Annotated in this window: 21 protein-coding genes; 10 read left to right on the forward strand and 11 right to left on the reverse strand. The window is 40.4% G+C overall.

The genetic code is table 11. The annotated features are described in order from the left end of the window. Positions 1-32: 32 nt before the first annotated feature. A complete protein-coding gene (locus CMT41_RS17610; protein ID WP_058027999.1) occupies positions 33-3,371 on the forward strand; it encodes a ligand-binding sensor domain-containing diguanylate cyclase in 3,339 nt (1,112 codons plus the stop codon). A 377-nt stretch (positions 3,372-3,748) separates the two neighbouring features. On the opposite strand, the gene CMT41_RS17615 is transcribed toward CMT41_RS17610, so the two are convergent. The 5 genes from CMT41_RS17615 to bhcB form a co-directional block, all read right to left on the reverse strand. Further along, positions 3,749-3,949, reverse strand: a complete 201-nt coding sequence (locus CMT41_RS17615; RefSeq protein WP_231733106.1) for a hypothetical protein — start codon at positions 3,947-3,949, stop codon at positions 3,749-3,751. Continuing rightward, positions 3,946-4,527, reverse strand: a complete 582-nt coding sequence (locus tag CMT41_RS17620; protein WP_157466396.1) for a GNAT family N-acetyltransferase — start codon at positions 4,525-4,527, stop codon at positions 3,946-3,948. The genes CMT41_RS17615 and CMT41_RS17620 overlap by 4 nt, the downstream gene beginning before the upstream one ends. A gap of 317 nt (positions 4,528-4,844) precedes the next feature. Beyond that, positions 4,845-5,837, reverse strand: coding sequence for an iminosuccinate reductase BhcD (bhcD, locus tag CMT41_RS17625; protein ID WP_198149764.1), 993 nt, complete (start codon positions 5,835-5,837; stop codon positions 4,845-4,847). Positions 5,838-5,927: 90 nt separating this feature from the next. Next, a complete protein-coding gene (gene bhcC / locus CMT41_RS17630; RefSeq protein WP_058028001.1) occupies positions 5,928-7,076 on the reverse strand; it encodes a 3-hydroxy-D-aspartate aldolase BhcC in 1,149 nt (382 codons plus the stop codon). Positions 7,077-7,211: 135 nt separating this feature from the next. Next, positions 7,212-8,189, reverse strand: coding sequence for a beta-hydroxyaspartate dehydratase BhcB (gene bhcB / locus CMT41_RS17635; RefSeq protein WP_057183260.1), 978 nt, complete (start codon positions 8,187-8,189; stop codon positions 7,212-7,214). A gap of 441 nt (positions 8,190-8,630) precedes the next feature. Between bhcB and CMT41_RS17640 the strand changes: the two genes are divergently transcribed. Together CMT41_RS17640 and CMT41_RS17645 are read left to right on the forward strand one after the other, a co-directional pair. After that, positions 8,631-9,419, forward strand: coding sequence for an IclR family transcriptional regulator (locus CMT41_RS17640; protein WP_058028002.1), 789 nt, complete (start codon positions 8,631-8,633; stop codon positions 9,417-9,419). 111 nt (positions 9,420-9,530) lie between these two features. Next, entirely contained in the window at positions 9,531-9,962 is a 432-nt protein-coding gene (locus CMT41_RS17645; protein WP_057183264.1) for a GlcG/HbpS family heme-binding protein, read from the forward strand. 142 nt (positions 9,963-10,104) lie between these two features. Here the strand turns inward: CMT41_RS17645 and blaOXA are convergent, their stop codons facing one another. The 4 genes from blaOXA to CMT41_RS17660 all read right to left on the reverse strand — a co-directional run bounded on the left by blaOXA (position 10,105) and on the right by CMT41_RS17660 (position 12,515). Beyond that, the gene (gene blaOXA / locus CMT41_RS17650; RefSeq protein ID WP_157466432.1) at positions 10,105-10,887 is read right to left on the reverse strand and encodes a class D beta-lactamase; all 783 of its coding nucleotides are present in this window, start codon (positions 10,885-10,887) and stop codon (positions 10,105-10,107) included. Between the two features lie 175 nt (positions 10,888-11,062). Next, a complete protein-coding gene (locus CMT41_RS19285; RefSeq protein WP_157466397.1) occupies positions 11,063-11,296 on the reverse strand; it encodes a hypothetical protein in 234 nt (77 codons plus the stop codon). After that, the gene (locus tag CMT41_RS17655; protein ID WP_058028004.1) at positions 11,250-11,534 is read right to left on the reverse strand and encodes a M56 family metallopeptidase; all 285 of its coding nucleotides are present in this window, start codon (positions 11,532-11,534) and stop codon (positions 11,250-11,252) included. Before CMT41_RS17655 ends, CMT41_RS19285 begins: the two co-directional genes overlap by 47 nt. Positions 11,535-11,645: 111 nt before the next feature. Further along, a complete protein-coding gene (locus tag CMT41_RS17660) occupies positions 11,646-12,515 on the reverse strand; it encodes a LysR family transcriptional regulator (RefSeq protein ID WP_058028005.1) in 870 nt (289 codons plus the stop codon). A gap of 213 nt (positions 12,516-12,728) precedes the next feature. Here CMT41_RS17660 and CMT41_RS17665 point away from each other — a divergent pair, with 213 nt between their 5' ends. From CMT41_RS17665 to CMT41_RS17695, 7 genes are all read left to right on the forward strand, one after another. Next, complete coding sequence (locus CMT41_RS17665) at positions 12,729-13,151, forward strand: rhodanese-like domain-containing protein (RefSeq protein ID WP_058028006.1); 423 nt, start codon at positions 12,729-12,731, stop codon at positions 13,149-13,151. 198 nt (positions 13,152-13,349) lie between these two features. Next, positions 13,350-15,326 (forward strand): hypothetical protein, encoded by a 1,977-nt coding sequence (locus CMT41_RS17670; RefSeq protein WP_058028007.1) that lies wholly within the window; start codon positions 13,350-13,352, stop codon positions 15,324-15,326. A gap of 80 nt (positions 15,327-15,406) precedes the next feature. Next, positions 15,407-16,234 carry a hypothetical protein gene (locus tag CMT41_RS17675; RefSeq protein ID WP_058028008.1) on the forward strand — a complete coding sequence of 276 codons (828 nt, stop codon included), beginning with the start codon at positions 15,407-15,409 and terminating at the stop codon, positions 16,232-16,234. Further along, complete coding sequence (locus tag CMT41_RS17680) at positions 16,218-17,321, forward strand: hypothetical protein (protein ID WP_058028009.1); 1,104 nt, start codon at positions 16,218-16,220, stop codon at positions 17,319-17,321. The genes CMT41_RS17675 and CMT41_RS17680 overlap by 17 nt, the downstream gene beginning before the upstream one ends. A 60-nt stretch (positions 17,322-17,381) precedes the next feature. Beyond that, entirely contained in the window at positions 17,382-17,969 is a 588-nt protein-coding gene (locus CMT41_RS17685; RefSeq protein WP_198149765.1) for an RNA polymerase sigma factor, read from the forward strand. Beyond that, positions 17,954-18,793, forward strand: coding sequence for an anti-sigma factor (locus tag CMT41_RS17690; RefSeq protein WP_058028011.1), 840 nt, complete (start codon positions 17,954-17,956; stop codon positions 18,791-18,793). The genes CMT41_RS17685 and CMT41_RS17690 overlap by 16 nt, the downstream gene beginning before the upstream one ends. Then, positions 18,786-20,123 carry a hypothetical protein gene (locus tag CMT41_RS17695; protein WP_058028012.1) on the forward strand — a complete coding sequence of 446 codons (1,338 nt, stop codon included), beginning with the start codon at positions 18,786-18,788 and terminating at the stop codon, positions 20,121-20,123. Before CMT41_RS17690 ends, CMT41_RS17695 begins: the two co-directional genes overlap by 8 nt. A 36-nt stretch (positions 20,124-20,159) precedes the next feature. On the opposite strand, the gene CMT41_RS17700 is transcribed toward CMT41_RS17695, so the two are convergent. Both CMT41_RS17700 and CMT41_RS17705 read right to left on the reverse strand, forming a co-directional pair. Beyond that, positions 20,160-20,870, reverse strand: a complete 711-nt coding sequence (locus CMT41_RS17700; RefSeq protein WP_057183285.1) for a leucine-rich repeat domain-containing protein — start codon at positions 20,868-20,870, stop codon at positions 20,160-20,162. 132 nt (positions 20,871-21,002) lie between these two features. Next, complete coding sequence (locus CMT41_RS17705; protein WP_057183288.1) at positions 21,003-21,398, reverse strand: VOC family protein; 396 nt, start codon at positions 21,396-21,398, stop codon at positions 21,003-21,005. Between the last annotated feature and the right edge of the window lie 72 nt (positions 21,399-21,470).

The following is a 21,470-nucleotide window of genomic DNA, read 5'->3' on the forward strand; positions in this document are numbered from 1 at the left end:
TTAGGGAATATTCATTTTTAAGTAAAAATTAATTGTCTAAAAAAATACAATTTACCTTACCTTTTATAACGTTGCTTTTTGTAACGATATTCTTTTCTTCAATTGCTTTTTCTTTTGATGGAAAACCGTCTATTCGCTTTAAGCACATAACCATTGAAGATGGCTTACCCCAAAATTCCGTACATACAATACTGCAAGGTAGCACAGGTTTTTTATGGATTGGCACAGAAGAAGGGCTGGTTCGATATGATGGCTATAGCCTAAAAGTATTTAAACATGAGCCTAATAATAGTCACTCACTGTCTGATAATGACATTCTTAGCCTTATTGAAGACAGCCGAGGGAATCTTTGGGTGGGAACTCGTGGCGGCGGTCTTAATTATTTTAATGCCAAAACACAGCAGTTTACCCAGTACCGTCATCAGGCAGGTGATTTAAATAGTTTAAGTCATGACACTGTCTATAGTCTTCTAGAAGATAGCCAAGGCAACCTTTGGGTGGGAACTCGTGGTGGCGGTCTTAATCATTTTAATCCCAAAACTCAGCAGTTTACCCATTACCGTCATCAGACAGATGATGCAAATAGTTTAAGTGATGACGATGTCTTTAGTCTTCTTGAGGATAGCCAAGGCAACCTTTGGGTGGGAACTCGTGGTGGCGGTCTTAATTATTTTAATGCCAAAACACAGCAGTTTACCCATTACCGTCATCAGGCAGGTGATGCAAATAGTTTAAGTGATGACGATGTCTATAGTCTTGTTGAGGATAGCCAAGGCAATCTTTGGGTGGGAACTCATGGTGGCGGTCTTAATTATTTTAATCCCAAAACCCAGCAGTTTAGCCATTACCGTCATCAGGCAGGTGATGCCAATAGTTTAAGTGATGACGATGTCTATAGTCTTGTTGAGGATAGCCAAGGCAATCTTTGGGTGGGAACTCGTGGTGGCCTCAATCATTTTAATCCCAAAACCCAGCAGTTTACTCAGTACCGTCATCAGGCAGGTGATGCCAATAGTTTAAGTCATGACGATGTCTTTAGTCTTCTAGAGGATAGCCAAGGCAACCTTTGGGTGGGAACTCTTGGTGGCGGTCTTAATCATTTTAATCCCAAAATCCAGCAGTTTACCCATTACCGTCATCAGTCAGATGATGCCAATAGTTTAAGTGATGACACTGTCTATAGTCTTCTAGAGGATAGCCAAGGCAACCTTTGGGTGGGAACTCTTGGTGGCGGTCTTAATTATTTTAACCCCCAAACCCAGCAGTTTACCCATTACCGTCATCAGGCAGGTGATGCAAATAGTTTAAGTGATGACGATGTCTTTAGTCTTCTAGAGGATAGCCAAGGCAATCTTTGGGTGGGAACTCGTGGTGGCCTCAATCATTTCAATCCCAAAACCCAGCAGTTTAGCCAGTACCGTCATCAGACAGGTGATGCAAATAGTTTAAGTCATGACACTGTCTATAGTCTTCTAGAGGATAGCCAAGGCAACCTTTGGGTGGGAACTCTTGGTGGCGGTCTTAATCATTTTAATCCCAAAACCCAGCAGTTTAGCCAGTATCGTCATCAGGCAGGTGATGCAAATAGTTTAAGTGATGACGATGTCTTTAGTCTTCTAGAGGATAGCCAAGGCAACCTTTGGGTGGGAACTTATGGTGGTGGTCTCAATCATTTTAATCCCAAAACCCAGCAGTTTACCCATTACCGTCATCAGTCAGATGATGCCAATAGTTTAAGTCATGACAGTGTCTATAGTCTTCTAGAGGATAACCAAGGCAATCTTTGGGTTGGCACACCTGGTGGGCTTAACCTTTTTAATAACAAAACAGCAAAGTTTAAGCGGTTCACCACAGAAAATGGCCTAGCCAATAATGTTATTTACCGTATTGAAGAAGATAAACAAGGGAATATCTGGTTAAGTACCAATCAAGGGTTGTCACGGATGACGCTAAAAGCTAAAACGTTTAGAAATTATGATGTTGGCGATGGCCTGCAAAGTAATGAATTTAACAGTGGCGCTTCTTTTAAAAGCAAAAACGGAGAACTATTTTTTGGCGGCATTAATGGCTTTAATCGTTTTTATCCAGAAAATATTATCGATGATAAACAAGTACCCATTGTGCTGATAACTGATATGTTTTTATTAAATGAATCTGTGCCAATAGTGCCATTAGTATTAAGCAACAGTCCAACCTTGGAGCAAAACAGTGAGACAAAATCATTATTGGACTCTTCATCCAGCAATGCCGTTGATGAGGTGGCAGGTTTTAGTCTCACTCAGGCAATTCACGTAACTAAAGCGATAACATTAACCTATAAAGACAATATTGTTGCCTTTGAATTTGCCGCGTTACATTTCTCTAATCCGAAAAAAAATAAATTTGCTTATCAATTGGTCGGTTGGGATAAGGATTGGGTAAGTACCGACTACAAAAACCGAAGAGCTACCTATACTAATCTGCCTAACGGAGATTATACCTTCAGAGTAAAAGCGAGCAATGCTGACGGATATTGGAATGAAGAGGGAGCATCATTAAACATTACTGTTTTACCTCCACCTTGGAAAACATGGTGGGCATATACTTTCTATGGCTTGTTTTTACTGAGCTTAGTTTTGGCGTTCATTGATTCTCAAAGAAAGAAGGTGATTGTTGAACGAGTAATTAATGAGCAATTGGAGCGTAAAGTTGCAGAGAGAACAGCAGAATTGGAGAAAGTTAGTCTTACAGATCAATTAACGGGTGCCCATAATCGCCGTTTTTTTCATAAACACATAGGCAAAGAGATCGCACAAATAAAAAGAGCTTATTTTAAACCCAAAGAAGGTACACCACCTAAAATTGGTTTCATCATGCTTGATATGGATCATTTCAAGCAAGTAAACGATGTTCATGGACACGATGCAGGCGATAGAGTTTTAGTACAGTTAGTTAAAGTAATCACTGATACGTGTAGAGAATCTGATTGGGTTGTTCGCTGGGGCGGAGAAGAGTTTGTTGTGATTGCAAATACTGTTAATTTGCAAGAGATACAAAACTTAGCAGAAAGAATAAGAATTAATATAGAGGCATACTCATTTGATATTGGTAACGGAAAAACGTTAAATAAAACATGTTCTATTGGTATTTCTAGTTATCCATTTATTGAACAAAAACCAGAAGCTCTTAGTTGGGAGCAAACCTTGAGTTTTGCAGATATAGCCCTTTATGCTGTTAAAAATAATGGTAGAAATGCATGGATTAGTTTGTTTGAAAAAGATATCACTAATGTTGACCTGCTTATTGAAGTAACTAACTCAATTGAGACTCTAATAAAAAACGGCCACTTATCTTATGGGACCTCATTACAGCAAGAAGTAGATTGGAGCTGAAATAATTTAAAGGCTATTTAGGCACTAATAGTTCTATAACTTAAATCCAGAGAATGACATCTTTTGCTCTAAATAGCTCCCCCCATTGTTCTGAACGTCAGCTCTGGTGGCGAAGCGGACTATTTATTATGATAAATATCTGTCTAAATTAGGTCGGTTTTGTGGTAACAGTTGACGTTAAGAACTCAAAAGCTATTGTCTTCTTTGTGGTTATAACACCAGACACCCACTCCAAATAATTAATACATAATATCAATAAATCATCGTTACTGATTTACATTGAGCAGAGTTTTACTTTGAGTATTATGATGACAAAGAGGGTATTCAAATTAATTCACAAAAATAGAGGTTTCATCCACTTTAAAGTGCAACTAGCCTTAAGTAAATAAACCACTAAGCCAATCAAACGTTAATACTGTGGTGAATATTTTTAACGCTATTATGCCAAGGCCCAAGACGATTACCGCGACTTTTATTTTTCTGCTTTTAAGGTTATTCCAGTACAGCAGCTTGGCTTTCAGCTCAGTTTTCAGTTCATTCTTCACTTCTGCTATCGATTCTTTCATTGCTGCTTTCATGAAACCTTCTCCGCTAGATTATTAGTTAGTTTGTTAGCTATCCCCTGCACGACTCCTTTAGCCAAGTTATCAGGTGCTCCCCAACTATAGATGAATTCTTTCGCCTTGTTGCCACAAGGGGTATGCCAATAAGCTGTCGCTATATTCGTCGCCCCTTTCGCTTGGTAGAAGCCTATTGCTTTGTTATTACCGGCTAAAACCTCAAGGTATACATCATGGTCTTTATAATTGGCAGTAGCCCAAGATGCCGCAGCCGCTAATAAACGAGAGCCAGTACCTTGACCTTTATTAGCTGACATCACATGCAGGTTATCAATGATGGTGCCATATTTAGGATGGTTACCACCCAAGAGACAAATAAAGCCACAGAAAACTCCCTCTAACTCAGCCACTAGCACTAATTGATTACTCTGTGGTGTTGTTAATCTTGTTGTCCATATGGCTAGCCTTTCAGCAAAAACTTTATCATTAAGATAGTCTGCCGACAGTACTTGCTGATAGTTTTCACGCCAGCTTTGTGCATGTAACTCAGCAATATGCTCTAAATCGTCTAAACGCGCCGCTCTAATTATCACCATGATATCAATGAGCTCCAATACACCAACAAATACCGACTAAATAACTCACTATACACTTGCTCACATAAACTCCTGGTAACTAGGTAACTAACAAACGACAAAAAAACGGTTATTAACCAATCTAACCTTAATAGCTTTATTTTCAAAGTATTAAAATCCCTCTGCTACGCAAGATTTTACTTATGTGCTTACTGCTACTTTTAAGCAAAAAAAATGGCTGTTTAAATGAATAAACAGCCATGATGACTTGTCGCCTCCGATGAGGCTTACTTTTTAGCCGCACTAACTGGAAAAGTCTTCGTTAAAAAGCACTAACCTTATAGTTTAAAGTAAGTCGCTAAACCTTTAGCTTCGGCTAATTCAGCGGCTAAAGAAGCTACCGCTAAATCTTGTAAACCAACACCAGTACCATCAAAAAGAGTAATGTCTTCCGCTGAAGTACGTCCAGGTTTAGTACCATTAATTACTTCACCTATAGGAACGATATCACTTTGTTGAATTAGTTTGCGCGCAATCGCGTGCTGGGCTTCACCTATGGTAATTGATTGTGCTAATTCATCGGTAAATACCTTAGCCACTGTCAGTAATTTAGCATCAACTTCTTGCTTACCTTTAGTATCAGTACCCATACAAGCGATATGAGTACCGGGCTTGATCCAATCTTTTTCAATAAGTGCTTCAAAAGCAGAAGTAATGGTAATAATGACGTCTGCTTGGGCACAAAGCTCTTCACGTGTTACCGACTCAAACGGTAAACCTAATTCTTCAGCGACAGCGGCAAGGTTAGAAATGTGCTCTGGGTGTAAGTTCCAACACACTACTTTTTCAAAATTACGTTGCTCAACCGCAGCACGTAATTGGAAAGTAGATTGATGGCCCGCACCTATCATGCCTAACACTTTGGCATCTTTTCGGGCTAAATACGCGATAGAGATAGCAGAAGAAGCGGCCGTACGTACCGCCGTTAAATAGTTACCACCCACTAGAGATTTTAATTTGCCGGTATCTGGATCAAATAAAATCACTGTTGATTGATGGTTAGTTAGACCTTTTGCCATGTTACTCGGCCAGTAACCACCAGATTTTAAACCTAATACCATACCGTCACGATCGAAACCTGACTTAAATCCATATAACGCATCGGCATGCCCAATGGCTTCACGAATTACCGGAAAGTTGTAGGCGGTTTTTTTAGCCATAGCAGAAAAGACGTTTTCTACCGCAGTAAAGGCATTGGCTCTACCCATAACTTGTTGGCAAACCTCTTCAGAAATTACTGATACGCCCTTGTTTATTTGTGAATCACTCATAATTAATGTCCTAGAAAAATGGAAACACCCTCGGCGAATACCGAAGGCGATGGGCTACTATTATTTAAGCAGCAATTAAAGCAGAGCTAACTAGTACGCTTTACCACGTGCAGAAACTGGCCATAAGGTTTCAACCTTACCGTTACGCACACCAACGTAGTAATCGTGCACGTTACAAGTGGGATCACAATGACCTGGTACCAACTTTAATTTTTCATTAATTTTTAATACGCCGTTCGGATCTGAAATAACACCATGTTCATCAGAACACTTGATGTATTCAACATCATCACGACCAAAGATATAGGGTAAACCACTATCGACTGATTGTGCTTTAAGACCAGCATCACAAATAGCTTTGTCGGCTTTGGTATGGCTCATAACCGAGGTTAAAATGAATAGTGAGTTTTCGAATTCTGAAATTTTCTCGCCATTTTCATCATGAATACGTTGGTAATCAGCATCCATAAATGCGTAAGAACCACACTGTAATTCATTGAAAACACCTGAGTTACCTTCGAAGTAGTATGAACCTGTACCACCACCACCAACGATGTCACACTCAAGGCCTTCGGCTTTAAGCATTGCAACTGTGCGGGCAACCATACCGATAGCAATATCGATTTTTTCTTTACGTGCTTGGAAACTTTCCATGTGCTGCATAGCACCTTGGTAAGCTTGAATACCGGAGAAAGTTAAGCCTGGCGTTGCCGCTATCGCTTTAGCAATATCAACCACCGGTTGGCCTTCAGTAACACCACAACGGCCAGCACCACAATCAATCTCTACTAGACATTCAATTTGTGTATCATGTTTAGCAACGGCAGCCGCTAATTCAGCAACGTTATCAATATCATCAACACACACGATAGTACGGGCACCTAATAAAGGTAAACGGGCTAAACGGTCAATTTTTGCTGGATCACGAACTTGATTAGACACTAAAATGTCTTTAATACCGCCACGCGCAAATACTTCGGCTTCTGATACTTTCTGACAACATACACCACAGCTATCACCAAGCTTCTCTTGTAAAAGAGCAATATCTACCGATTTATGCATCTTGCCATGGACACGATGGCGCACGCCCATGTCTTTCGCGTATTGACCCATTTTAACGATGTTGCGCTCTAACGCGTCTAAATCAACGATTAAACAGGGTGTTTGAATATCGGCTTCATCCATACCCGGAATTGCGGGCACGTCATAACCTACGGCTAAATCATTTATTTTTGTCATTTTATTCTCCAAAATTTTAATTGTTTATATTTATTTAACGTAATATTTTTAACCACCGAGGTGCTACGCACTGCTCTGAGAAAAATATCCTGGTAGGCTGGTCAAGCCCTCGGTGGATAACATTGGCTTTATTTTTTATTTATTCATCCACGGCAGTTTGTCTAAATCGACATTGCCTCCGGTTATAATTACGCCAACACGCTTGCCCTTGAAAACTTCGGGATTATTCAAAATACAGGCTACGGCTACCGCTGAACTTGGTTCGATAATAATTTTCATTGTTTTCCAGACAAGTTTCATCGCAGCAACGATTTCTTCTTCGCTACAAGTAAAAATATCGGTTACGTACTTGCTAACAAAGTGCCAAGTTAGATCTTTTAAAGGCACCTTAAGGCCGTCGGCCACTGTGTTGGGCGCATCATCAGCAATAATGTGTCCGGCTCTAAAAGAGCGCGCGGCATCATCAGCATTTAAAGGTTCAGCCGCGTAAATTTTAACGTCAGGCGCAACATGAGAAAGTGTTAAACAGGTCCCTGAGATCATACCGCCACCACCGATAGGGGCTATTACAGCGTCAAGGTTGTTAACTTGCTCAAGCAATTCTTTGGCACAAGTCGCTTGACCGGCAATAACACGAGGGTCGTTGTATGGATGGACAAAATCAGCACCTGATTGGGCAACAACATCAGCAAATACTGCTTCACGAGAAGAGGTTGACGGTTCACATTCTACGATTTTGCCACCATAGCCGATCACCGCATCTTTCTTCGCTTGTGGTGCGGTATGAGGCATGACTACGGTAACGGGAATACCGCGGCGTCCCGCTGCATATGAAAGTGATAAAGCATGGTTTCCTGAAGAATGCGTGGCAACACCAATCTTTGCTGCTTCGTCGGTTAAACCAAAGACAGCATTACAGGCACCACGAACTTTAAATGCCGCTGCTTTTTGTAAGTTTTCACATTTGAAGAATAACTCAGCCCCGGTCATTTCGTTCAAACGCGTTGACGTTAGCACTGGAGTTTTGTGGATGTAAGGTTGAATGCGTTCATGGGCAACGAGTACATCTTCGTAGCTTGGAATGATCATAGTCGGTTTGGTTGCACTGCTCATAGGTTCCTCTTAATCTTTTCTTGGCTATTAACCGTGGTATTAGTCGCGGTTTCAGCCGTGATATTTCTCGCGTTTTTAGTCGCGCTATTAGTAATATTTTTCAATAATTAGTCTCAATGTGAGTGTTAATTAGTAGAATATTTTGTTTTTATCGCTTCAATTTCACCTTATGAAAAATAGCCAAAGCAGGCAAATAAGAGGGGTTTCACCATATGAAATCCAACCTCGCAGCCACCGAATTAAAAACAATAAACAATTGTTTTTATTCAACTTATTAACCACTAAATTCACCCTGAAATTAATATTCCACAATGTGAAATAAGCAAACTGAAATTAATTATGGTTTTTAGCTCTATATTTAAATCAAAAGTTGACACAAGAGTCAAGAAAGGGGATGTTAGATGGATGATAAAATTAAGCCTGTAAATAAGCGGTAACATTATGAACAAAGCCAAACCAGAATCTCGCATTCAAGTACTCGATAGAGCCGCCGCATTACTCGATGCGATATCACGCTATACCATGCCAGTAACATTAAAAGCGCTCAGTGCAGATACTAACTTGGCGCCATCTACTGCTTTTCGTATCTTACATTCCCTTATCGACAATCATTTTGTTGATCGTGGCAATTCAGGTAAGTATCAGTTAAGCGGCCGACTCATTAGGTTAAGTAATTATCAATATCAAAATGTTGATTTTCGTAAAGTGGCACTACCTTATATGGAAAAACTGCGTGATAAATTTGGTGAAACCATCAACCTTACCGCTCGTGAAGGTGATGTCGTTATTTATGTAGAAAAAGCCGTGCCCAATAGAATGATGCATGTACAACAAATTATAGGTAGCCGCGCGCCTTTACATGTCACCGGTGTTGGCAAAATGATGTTAGGTATGGAAGGCAGCAAAGGTATTAGTGGCTATGCGCAGCGAACAAACTTACCTACCTATACCCGTAAAACATTTTCACAGATAGAAAGCTTAGAGCGCGAATGTATGCGCTGTGTCGAACAAGGTTTTGCCTATGACAACGAAGAAGCCGAAATAGGCGTAGGTTGTATTGGTGTACTTTTATATGACAGATATGGCGAAGTTGTTGCCGGATTATCGGTGTCAGCGCCGATTGAACGACGTAAAGATGAGTGGATTAAAGACTTGGTTAAAGCGGGTAAGTCAATTTCCATTGAGCTGGGTTATGTTAAAACCGAACCAGTCATTAAAAAAGCCAGTTAAAAGATATTTTGTAATCGTTAAGCAGATTACATCAGCCAAGGTAATAACTCACTGTCAATATAATTATCTTGAGCAAGCTGAACCAGTTTTAAAATTAGAAGAGTAGCAACTATGTTGACAATAAATAGACTAAACCAAACGGAAGCAAAAACCATCATTGACGGCGCAGTACAAAAAGCCACTGAGCTTGGCATACCCATGTGTATTGCCGTTGTCGATGAATCCGGTAACTTAATTGCCTTTGAACGTATGGATGGCGGTAAAGTACACAGTATTACCATTTCGCAAGATAAAGCCTTTACCGCAGCATCGGCACGCAAGGGTACCCATGAATTAAATAAAGCCTGTATTCCAGGCGATAAAAATAATTTATTTGGTATTCATACCGCTTTAGGTGGCCGTATGTGTATTGTTGGTGGTGGTTTACCAATAAGCTTCAATGGCAACGTAGTTGGCGGCATTGGCATCAGCTCAGGCTCGCCAGAGCAAGATTTAAGCTGTGCGCAAGCAGGCATTGATAGTTTTAGTAAAACCTATGCTTAGCGGTAAGTTAAGGTGTTAACTCGATAAAAGCACTAAGACGCTAAAGCCATTAGGTTTTAGCATTTTTTATTTTATATACTCTGCTGTTCAATCAGCAAGATATCATAATAAAAACAATACTGGCACTAGTTGAATCGGCTTGCTAGCTGTTACTTGGCAAAGCTTCAATCGACATAAGTATGTCTCGCACTATCGCCTGCCTCTTGTAGAGATCACTCATGCCGTCTGGGGTATCGATATTTAAGGCAAAGAATACCGGCCCGTTAGGCCATTCAACCCAACCTACCCACCAACCATGCCGGCCTTGCCAGCCAGTTTTAGCTCTTAGTATCCAGGTTCTTTTTGCTGCAATCACCATAAGATCTTTCACTAATAATTGGTATTCGACTTTAAAAGGCAGCTCATTTTTATAAAGACGCTGCAGAAATTCTATTTGTTCGTGCGCTGAAACGGCCAGTTTACCCTCAATCCAATAGCTACCTTGTGCGGTACTTGGGTCGGCATTACCATAGGCTATTTTCTTCAAATAATTGCCAGACTTTTTCTTACCTAGCTGTTTAGCAAAAATATCATACACCCAGACCGCGGAGTTACGCATGGCCGAGCGTAAATTTTGATCTCGATTATGCGGTGAGTAAGCTCTTTTCACCCCATCCCAAGGAAAAACTTGCCATTCATCTTTTACCAAGCCTGCATCCAGAGCAAAAAGCGTGTGCGGGATCTTGTAAGTAGAAGCAGGTGAATAACGTTGCTGTGCTCTTTTTTGATCAAACACCCAGCTTTGCTCTTGATTAGCACGTTGATCAAGGATAACTATGGTGCCTTTAGCATTATACTTTTTGAAATATTTACCCCAGTCTGCTCCTAGGTTTTTAGGCGCTTCGGCCTGACTGACAGGGCTTATTGCTAAGCTCGCAATTAGCATAACGGCAGTTATAATAACGGCTTTAATTATTGATGAATTCTTCTTAAACGGCTTCATAAATTACTTTTTATTATTTAGGATAAATAGTACTAGTCAGCCATGATACTTAATGATAAATAACTAGAGAAACACTAATCTGTAACAAAATAATTATTACCACTCGCTAATTTTTTAATCAAGATTTATCCGCAGCAAGTAAGGTGATTTCACCACCAGAGAAACTGGCAACTACCTCGGTGACAATTGGCGCGGAAAAATCAATGCCCTGATGCGGCCTATGAGCTCGAAAATCACTAATATCATCATAACCAGAAGAAATTCGGCCACTACTCACGGGTAAGATGCCGTCAGTATTAAGCTGGTTAAAGCTGTGTAGTGAAAAAAGGGTTAAAGCAAAATAAACAAGCACAAAAACGCCATAAAATAACCGCCTTAGGGTCCTGCCTTTTTATATGCATTAATTCATGGTCAATTAGCAAACGTTGTTGCGCTACTGGCATGGTAAAAACAGATTGAGGTAACAACATAGTGACTTGGAAAAAACCAAAAACAAAAGGAGATACACTTTCATCGGTCACCAATATTCGTGTTTTTGTCGTCGCTATGGTCTTTTGCTGTGCTTGAGTGAAAGCCTTTAAATCCGTCACTAGCACCGCTTGTTGAATGAATTACTTCACTTTCCATAAGCCAAGGGCAAAGCGTAGCCGCCAGTATAGTGGTGTAAAGATGACCAAGTTTAATCACCAGATTTAGCTAAACTAGTCTTTTAATAGCCACAATATTTTAATTTCGTGCAGCAGCGCTTTAAGTACCGGCTCTTGTGCTCGGCTTTTAGCAATAACAAAATGCAATGGCGTGGTAAAATCAAGGGTTGGGATAATATGCACGGTTTTATTTTCTTGCGCTAAAAGCGCTTCATCTAAAGTGACAAAACTCAAACCAAAGTTATTTTTCACCAGCTCCAGACGAGTACCATCATCACTAGATTTCAATACCGATAAGATGTTATCACCAAGTTTACTGCTTAACATGTCATCAAAGGGGCAATACTCGCCCATCATTATCCAAGGTTGCTGACTAAGCGCTGACACCGTCAATATTTTTCTGCTAGCAAAGCTTAACGGCGCTATGGTGGTTATTTTTTGCGCCAGCACTGTTACACCAACAAAATCATCGGGAATATCACCAAAAATATAGCCACCGTCTAGTTGCTTAGCTCTAATATCTTCCAGAATTTTACCTGTGGATTGCTGATGAATAGCTAAACTAATACCTGGACAATTTTCTTGTAGGTTTTCAGTCAACTCAGCAAGTTTTATCTGCTCAACACTGAGGTTATTACCTAAGTTAAAGCTGCCGATAATTTCATATTGATTATCAGCGGCTAGATTGACTAAATCGACCGCACTATCTAAGGTTACTTGTGCTTTTTTTAGCAGTAATTGACCTTTTTCGGTTAATGCCATGCCCTTGCTTGAACGGATAAATAGCGGTGTTGCCAACTCCTCTTCAAGACTTTTTATATGGGCACTTATTGCCGGCGGTGTAGTATATAAACGCTTGGCCGCTTGAGTTAAGTTGCCTGTTTGCGCAACCGCGACAAATGAACGCAGGTGATAAAATTCCACAGCTTACTTCCTTACATTTTACTCAATACTCTACTCGGAACCTTACTAGCGATTTGACCAAGTTCTTTGCTAGCTAAAGAATGAGTCAACTATACTCGTTAGCCGAAATTATTACCCTTCAGTATTAGCGAATATTGACTTCAGTATTGCTGAATGTAGCAAAAGAATACGTCACGTTAAAGTAATGCTCTTACCAATAAATTAAGAGTATTTATGTCTAACTATAGTAATGCATTTCCTCAACAAATAATCACAACTCAACAGCGGCATAATTTTTTTGCCGCTAAACTTGCCAGTGAAACCGATTGTTCAGATGTCTATGGGGATATTAAAGCGGCTAACCAAAACTATATATTATTAGATGTACGCGCTAAAGCAGCTTTTGAAAAAAGCCACGCTATTACCGCCATCAATATGCCGCACAGTGAAATAAACACGGATACCTTGGCTAAATTCGATAAAACGACCCTGTTTGTGGTTTATTGTTGGGGGCCAGGCTGCAACGGTGCCGCGAAAGCGGCATTGAAAATTTCAGCCCTAGGCTATGGCGTAAAAGAAATGCTCGGTGGTATTCATTACTGGGAAGACTTTGAAAGATATCCGGTGAATCGTCGAATAAAAGTCGCACAAAAATAGTCACTGCGCTATTAAATAACATCTCCGCTAATGGCAAACAAACGGGGTCGAAGGATTCGGCTAAAACGCTTTTATCTCGAACAAAATTTAACCCTCAAAGATCAACAGCCCCTAATGAAAAAGATTTTATTTTTACTGCAACTTTTTTAAGTCAATGGCGTATAACTAATTGAACCCTGATAAAAATGGACTATAAAAATGAAATCATACCTCTTGATTTTTACTCTAATCACCAGCGCTTGCTTAGTTTTATTATCCGCTTGCGGTGGTGGTGACGGAGGCTCATCTACTCCAGCTGACGGTGGTTATGTTGAACCACCGGTAAGTAGCACTTTCCCTACGCAAGTAGCGTTGCCAAGTATGACCGTTGTTAATGACAATGGCAGCTTACTTTTAGCCGCGTCTGGTTTATCTTTATATACCTTTGATAATGACGCAATGAACGTTTCTAGCTGTAATGGCGCTGTTGATGATACAACAAGTTGTGCTGGACGATGGCCGCCCTTATTAGTAACTAATGGCGCGATAGCTTCGGGGAACTTTAGCTTTATTACTCGCGCTGACAACGTTCAACAATGGGCTTATAACCAACAAGCCTTATATACCTATGCACTAGATTCAGCTCAAGGAGATGTCTTGGGTGATGGTATAGATAATATTTGGCACCTAGCTAGACCTATGCCAATTAAAACCGCCATGATAAATGAGCTTGCTAGTTATGTTGGTAATCAAACCGTGTTGTCTGTCAGCGAAAACAATGCAGTATTAACACCTTTAAGAACTAATAAAAACGGCTTTACTTTATATACCTTTGATATGGACATGGTTAATACCACTAGCTGTACTGGCAGCTGTATTAATGCTTGGCCACCGCTACTGGCCGATACTGGCGCACAAGCACAGCTACCGTTAAGTCTTATTAATGTAACTGCTGGCATGATGCAATGGGCCTATAAGGGCAAACCATTATATTTCTATATGGGCGATGAAGTTGCCGGCGATAACAAGGGGGATGAAGTTAATGATGTTTGGCATACCGCCACATTAGAGCCAGCCATTCAACGTACCGATGTCAATGGTCGTTATTTATCTGCCACTGGGTTGGTTAATGTGTTACTCGCCGATGAAGGCAGTAATACTGAGTTTTCCGTGGTTAAGCAAAGCATGGACGGATTTTCACTGTATACCTTTGCTATGGACTCAGCCAATAGCTCTAGCTGTAGTGGTGATTGTCTAGTCAATTGGCCTGCTTTTGTACCAAGTGCCGCCGATGCCACCATAGGTGATTTTTCCATATTTACCCGAGCAGACGGCACTAAACAATGGGCCCACAAGGGTATGGCTTTGTACTTCTTTGCTGGTGATACCGCTAAAACGGATATTAACGGCGATAACGTCAATGGTGTCTGGCACTTAATTGCGCCAAGTACTACCACCAACTTCGTCGAAGAAACAACTGCCTTAGGGGCCAGTATTACCATCATGGGTATGGTCCATGTAATGTTGAGAGACGTTGATACCATGGATTTTGTTGACCTGCTAATGGATAAGTCAGGTTTCGCCTTGTATACCTTTGATACTGATAGTGCTGGCGTGAGCAACTGCTTTGATGCGTGTTTAGATGCTTGGCCAGCTTTACTTGCCGATGATGGCGATCAAGCCACAGCACCCTATTCAATAATCACCCGTAGCAATGGCATGAAACAATGGGCAATTAATGACATGGCTTTATATTTCTTTAGCCCTGATACCACAGCAGCCGACCTCTTAGGTGAAAACGTTGATCTGACCTGGCATATAGCACGGCCAGCACCGGTTAAAGTAGATAACCATGCCACTAAAGGCGATCTATTTGCCGCCCATGGCGATGTCTTGGCCAGCCAAGGAAAAACATCAGCTCAACTAATGGGACTTACCCTTTATACTTTTGACAGCGATACAGCAAACTCAGGGTTAAGTACTTGTTTTGATAGTTGCGCAATGATTTGGCCGCCATTATATGCCAGCTCTACTGAGCAAGCTTTTGGAAAATTTACTATTATTAGTAGAGCAGAAAACAGCGGCACAACTTATCAATGGCTTTATCAAGGTTTACCACTGTATTTTTACATAGGTGATAGCCTAGTTGGCGATACCAACGGTGATTATCCGTTATGGACAATTGCCCGGCCTTAATTGCACTAAATTAAGTGTTGTAAATGGATATTGAAACCTGACTTGAGCAAAGGCTTTGCTCAAGTCGATAAGAGGTGAATATGAAATTATTATTTATCACTATGATAGGGCTATTAACAGCTTGTAATGCCGGTAATGGTGAAAACCTAGATGGACAAGGACAACCGCTAGAGCCAGTCATAGCGGAAGATATTACCGACGATGATGGCAACGAAGAAAAATCAACACTGTTATGGATTCAAGATAATGTCTTTAGCCCTATCTGCGTTGAGTGTCACGGTGGCGCTAATCCCGCTGCGGGTCAAAACCTGTCGGACTTGGCAACATCGGCCAAAAACTTAATTAATGTTACTTCCGCCAATGCAAATTTCAAGCGGGTTTTGCCCGGCTCGGCACAAAACAGCTACTTATATTTAAAAATCACTGGCGCTAGTCAAGCCGGTGCACGTATGCCTTTAGGTAAACCCGCTTTATCAACTGACGCAATTAACGCCATTAAACAATGGATTACTTTAGGCGCACTGGTGCCGCCAAACAGTAATATTAGCGCCCAGGTAAATAACAGCCATATGACAACAAGGCAGCTTAATGAACATAAAAGTGCGACGTTAACTTTAAGCTTCAATCAGCCGATGAACTTTAGCAGCTTAGCTAGTGAGCAAATATTGATTAACGCCAGTTCGCCGACCGCGACCTGGTCAATTAGCGATGAAAATATCACCTTATCTGTCATTAACCCACAGACACTAAAGATAACTATCAGCCAGTTACCCCTAGCCGTGACTCAGCTGAAGTTTTCTCTAAATAACAACAGTATCTCTTCTATTATTTCTATCGGTGGGCAACTGCTAGATGGCAATTATAATAATGTCGATGGTGGAGAATTTAACTATGAACATAATTTTTAAGCAAGCCGCTCTCTTACCAGGGTTAGTGCTAATAACGTTATTATTGAGCAGTTTCACCAGTAAAGCCGAGCCTTATTTAGCTTATAAAAACAATTTAAAATGTATGGCTTGTCATGTAAATCCCGATGGTGGCGGGCAAAGAAATAACTTTGGTCGAGCATTTGGTCAAACAATATTGCCCGCTAAAACTAATAGCTTTGATAGTAATAAACTGGCGCAATTAACGCAGTATTTAACCATAGGCTCAGATGCTCGCTTCAACGCTAATGCTCAAAAAGACAAAAATGAACTAACCAGTAAATCCTTTGAGGTCAGTAGTGTCTTGTTATACGCGAACATTGTCTTTGCTGACACCGGTCTATCTTTCTATATAGATGAACAAATAGCCCCAGGCTCGGCGCTAAACAGAGAAGCCTGGGCGATGATGAGTTTTGCTAGTGGCAACTTGCTCAAAGTGGGTAAAATGTTCCTGCCCTATGGCATCAGAATAGAAGATGATGGTGCCTTTATCAGACAAGTCACCGGTATGAACTTTGACAATGGCGATAACGGTATTGAATACACGGTAAATTATCAAAGGTCGGCGATTAATTTGTTTATGGCCAATGGTACCAGTCAACTAATCAATGATGATGATAACTTTTTATATGGCATTAGAGCTGAACATCTATTCAGTGATTATCGCCTTGGTACTAGTCTAGTATTTAATAATAATGAACAACAAACTAAGATGTTTAATCTATATTCAGGTGCTACTTGGGGAAATTTCACCCTGCTAGCTGAGGTAGATTTAATCACCTTTAAGCCAATAAATAACGTTAGCTCAGCTCAAATAAAGCAGCTAATTACCTTTGTAGAAATCAATTATCAATGGCAAAAAGGCCTAAATTTTAAGATTACGGCTGAATACTTTGACCCTGATCAGGATATTGATGAGAACCAACAAACTCGCTACTCATTTGTCACTGAATACACCCCAATTGCCAATGTGCAGTTACGATTAGGGCTACGGACCAAAGAAGATATACCGCAAAAGCCAAGCCAAAGTTATGATTTGATTTTTTTGCAAAGTCATTTTTATTTTTAGTAAATGGTTAAGACTCACTCAATTAATATATTAAGTTCGACCGATGGAAAACAACAAGTTATGCCATACGAATCAATGAAATATGACCAGCAGCACAACCAAGAAATTAGTGAGCTAATTGACTTGTTATATCACTGTGGCAAGGGCGACAAGGTCGCCTTTAAGCGGTTATATCAACAAACAGCGCCGCGACTAAATGGTATTGCCTATCGCATTACTCGCAATCGAGATAGTGCCAACGAAGTACTACAAGAAGCCTTCATTAAGATATGGGAAAATAGCAGTCATTATCAAGTGGACAAAAGTGAGCCCTTTACTTGGCTCGCGGCTATTGTCCGATATCGAGCCTATGACAGATTAAGGTACGATAAACGTAGGCACCAAGCAGATATGATTGAGTTTCATGAAGACGACATTCAGGCATTAAACTTCAACAGTCAACAACTTGCTTTCAAAGAACATGCGCAAGGTGCGCTCAATGACTGTTTAGCTAAGCTAGCACAGCAACAAAGCCAAGCTATTTTAATGGCCTACCTATACGGTTATAGTCGAGCAGATATCGCGGCATATTTAAAATCTCCGGTCAATACGATTAAGTCTTGGATACGGCGTGGATTAGGGAGATTACAATTATGCCTAAAAAATTAGCGCCTAAGCAATTAACGCGTTACACCAAGCCGACCATAGTAGAGCATATTGCTAGCCACTATGTTTTAGGTACGTTATCTACACTCGTACATAATAGAGCAGAGCAACTTATGCTTGTTCATCCGCAACTTGAAGCCATAATCAATCACTGGCAACAAAGTTTTATTGCTTTGGACAGACAAACCACAGAATTAGCGCCTAAGGAGTCAACTTGGCAAGCAATAACGGCCCAGGTAGACAATTTAACAACTACCGAGGCTAACAATAACTTAGGACAAGCTGCGGTAAAAGCACAACCAGCAAAACAAAAGCATGCCCGGCAAGAACTAGTCGCGCTAATTAAGCCGTGGTTTACGTTAGCCAGTTCGCGCTTTATCCACGCAGTATCTATTGTCGTTATTTGCCTGCTAAGCTTTGCCTTACTCAACTCTAACCGACAAGGCGGCACAGAGGATTCGTTAAGTTACATTGCCGTACTAACCAACCCAGATAATAATGCACAATTCGTTGCCAGCACCTATGGGGAATCAAAGACATTAGTCATCAACATCATACATACCCCTGACATTAGCGCCGCAGAAGATTTAGAGCTTTGGGTTGTCTCCAAAACCGACCAACAAGCACGCAGCCTAGGCATTATCCCCCGAAATGTCGCCATACTTGCACAGCAATTAACTGTAGCGCAATGGCGTTTAATTAAAGACTCAGCTTCACTGATAGTGACCATTGAAGACTTAGGGGGCTCTCCCATAGGTGAGCCCAGTGATATTATTGTTGCTCGAGGCTTATGTATTAGGTTAAAGGAATGGCAGAAAAATGCATAGAACCATGCCTAAAATAATACGTAAGACAATGTGTAAAACAATAAATATAGCCTTGATAACATTACTAGCTGGCTTTACTGGCGTGTCTTTTGCGGAAGTAGAGTCAAAGGAACAAGTAGCTGACAAATACAATGTTGAACTACCAGGTAAACATGAGCTGGCTTTTCGTAGTCGTTATCAAAGTACCCATGATGATTGGTGGCAAGATGCCAATGCCTTTACAACTCGGGTTAAATTAACCTCTAGCTTTACCTTAGATGATAATGAGCAATGGCTACTTTTATTACAGCCTAACTATGTTTTTGTTCACAACGATAATTACAACTCAATCAGCCAGTTTAATCGCAAGTCGGTTATTCCTGATACCCAAGGCGGCAGCTTAAGCCAAGGTTATTTAGCTTTTAGCAGTAATAATAATTGGCAGATAAAAGCTGGCCGACAAAGCCTGTCATACGATAATGAACGCATGGTTGGCGCGCTAGAGTATTGGCAAACCCCGCAAAGTTTCGATGCTATTTCAGCGCAATATAACGATCAAATGAACTGGCATATTCAATACGCTTATGTTGATAAAGTGCAGCGAATTTTTGGTCGGCATGCAGATAAAGAGTTACCTGCAGACGACCCTCGTAATGATTACCTGACTAACAGACCGACAAGTGAATGGGGTGAACACCAGCTTAAAGGCCACTTCATTAATGTCGGCTATAAAACAGAGAATAACTGGCAACTTGTTGTATACAATTATCTTATTGATAATAGAGACCAAGCATCATTTTCTAGTAACACTGTCGGCATTAGAATTGCAGATGAATTTAAGCCCAATAGTATTAAATATCGTTATAACGCTGAGTTTGCTTGGCAAGAAGATGCTTACAACAACACCGACAATTATCAAGCTTGGTATAACCTAGTTGCAGCCAGTATTCAGTATAAAAGTCATATCTTTCAACTTAGCCAAGAAACCTTTAGCCAAGATCAGGGCATTGGCTTTAAATCTTCACTGGGCACTAACCATAAATTTCAAGGTTGGGCCGATGTCTTTACCAGCTATTCCGGACAAAAGGGCTTACGCGATACGTTCTTTACCTATCGTGGTCGTCATAAAAAGCTACGTTGGCGCTTTGTTTACCATGACTTCAATACTTACGGCACGGGCCAAGAGATAGGCTATGAGTTCGATTTTGAGTTAGCGTATAGACTGACCAGAAAGTGGCAGATAAAAGCGGTTTATGCGGATTACCGTAGTAAAGATACCTGGACAGCTGAGTACCTCGCCGCCAATTTTGATTTATCGACTTGGTTTATTTCGATTTCCTATAATATTTAACCAGTGAAAATGATCACATAGTTAATGAGATTGCTATTACTTCCAATCGTCAGCATTACCATCATGGATAATGGTAATGCCTTCCATTTCATCATAACGGTCGTACACTTCATCCGGCATTGGGTTCTGCCTTAACTCGATAAATTTTAATTTAGTTAAACCGGCAAGCACTAGATCTTCAAGCTTGTTATCAAAAAAGTAAGCCTTTTCTAATGAGGTCAGTGCACTGATATTAATATCAACTAACTGGTTATTAGTAATGCGTATTTTTTTTAACTTCCCTAGACCCGTTAGATTTATTGACCTTAATTTATTTTTGAATAAATACAGTGTCGTTAGCTCTGACAAGCCTGACAGTTTTACTTCGACCAGTTGATTATTAGAAATATTCACAAACTTTAATTTTTTGAAAGATGAAATATCTACTACTTTTAATTGATTATTAAATAACGATAAGTGCTCTAAATCCGTCAACACAGTTAAACCATCTAATTGCTTAATATGCTTACCATGACATTTTACTTTTTTTAACTTATGCCATGCAACGGCTGGCGTATCAGCAACTAATTCAGTAAGACAGCGAGCTAAATATTCATCTTTAATAATGTTAGTTATTGACTGCTCAGTTGCCTGACTAGCAAAATTTGTCACTAAACTGAGGGCAATAATAGGCAAAGTGACTGATAAAACTTTACTTAGTTTATTGATGTTTAGCTTGGTCAATGGTTTGATGATATTAGTGATCACAGTGAGCTCTTACGGCAATTATTAATAAAGTCAAAGCTGGTTACTTTGCTACTTATTACTTTAGCCTAGATAAATAATTAATAGCACTATGGCCACTCTTTTTTTACTAAGCAACTTCAAACCCTAATGCTATTACTTTTTCGGTTGATGAAACTCGATAACATTACAGTCGGGATCACGAATGAAAACCGATGTTCCGCTAGGAAAAACTACCGGCCCTTCAGTAATATCAATAGCCAATGTTTTCAGCTGGGCAATAACAGCATCCATATCATTTACTTCCAAAGCAACATGGGTATAACCTGCTTTTTTCACCGCTTCATCCATCAACACATTCGTCTCTGTTGGCGCGGCGGCATTTAGAATAAAGTTAATATTAACGCCACTGGCATGCTCCATAATGGCAACAGGCTCAGGTCCTACCGGGCCGACAATAAATTTAAAACCCAGCTTTTCGTAAAAAGCTCTCGAGCTAGCCAAGCTAAAAACACGAATGCCAAGATGATTTACCCGGGTGATTTGCTGCATAGTAGACCTTTAAGTTATTGTGCTGCTGATTAACAGTGTAATCAATATATCAAATAAGATGAATACCCTGAC

Origin of the sequence: Colwellia sp. MT41, from assembly GCF_001444365.1 — a bacterium.
Classification (GTDB): domain Bacteria; phylum Pseudomonadota; class Gammaproteobacteria; order Enterobacterales; family Alteromonadaceae; genus Colwellia; species Colwellia marinimaniae.

Bases quoted from the DNA above. Each gene is read 5' to 3' on its own strand.
- bhcD (WP_198149764.1), bottom strand. From the start codon at position 5,837: ATGAGTGATTCACAAATAAACAAGGGCGTATCAGTAATTTCTGAAGAG.
- CMT41_RS17615 (WP_231733106.1), bottom strand. From the start codon at position 3,949: ATGAAAGCAGCAATGAAAGAATCGATAGCAGAAGTGAAGAATGAACTG.
- CMT41_RS17640 (WP_058028002.1), top strand. From the start codon at position 8,631: ATGAACAAAGCCAAACCAGAATCTCGCATTCAAGTACTCGATAGAGCC.
- CMT41_RS17675 (WP_058028008.1), top strand. From the start codon at position 15,407: ATGAAATTATTATTTATCACTATGATAGGGCTATTAACAGCTTGTAAT.
- CMT41_RS17665 (WP_058028006.1), top strand. From the start codon at position 12,729: ATGTCTAACTATAGTAATGCATTTCCTCAACAAATAATCACAACTCAA.
- bhcB (WP_057183260.1), bottom strand. From the start codon at position 8,189: ATGAGCAGTGCAACCAAACCGACTATGATCATTCCAAGCTACGAAGAT.
- CMT41_RS17645 (WP_057183264.1), top strand. From the start codon at position 9,531: ATGTTGACAATAAATAGACTAAACCAAACGGAAGCAAAAACCATCATT.
- CMT41_RS17680 (WP_058028009.1), top strand. From the start codon at position 16,218: ATGAACATAATTTTTAAGCAAGCCGCTCTCTTACCAGGGTTAGTGCTA.
- CMT41_RS17670 (WP_058028007.1), top strand. From the start codon at position 13,350: ATGAAATCATACCTCTTGATTTTTACTCTAATCACCAGCGCTTGCTTA.
- CMT41_RS17690 (WP_058028011.1), top strand. From the start codon at position 17,954: ATGCCTAAAAAATTAGCGCCTAAGCAATTAACGCGTTACACCAAGCCG.
- CMT41_RS17620 (WP_157466396.1), bottom strand. From the start codon at position 4,527: ATGGTGATAATTAGAGCGGCGCGTTTAGACGATTTAGAGCATATTGCT.
- CMT41_RS17705 (WP_057183288.1), bottom strand. From the start codon at position 21,398: ATGCAGCAAATCACCCGGGTAAATCATCTTGGCATTCGTGTTTTTAGC.
- blaOXA (WP_157466432.1), bottom strand. From the start codon at position 10,887: ATGCTAATTGCGAGCTTAGCAATAAGCCCTGTCAGTCAGGCCGAAGCG.
- CMT41_RS17695 (WP_058028012.1), top strand. From the start codon at position 18,786: ATGCATAGAACCATGCCTAAAATAATACGTAAGACAATGTGTAAAACA.
- CMT41_RS17685 (WP_198149765.1), top strand. From the start codon at position 17,382: ATGCCATACGAATCAATGAAATATGACCAGCAGCACAACCAAGAAATT.
- bhcC (WP_058028001.1), bottom strand. From the start codon at position 7,076: ATGACAAAAATAAATGATTTAGCCGTAGGTTATGACGTGCCCGCAATT.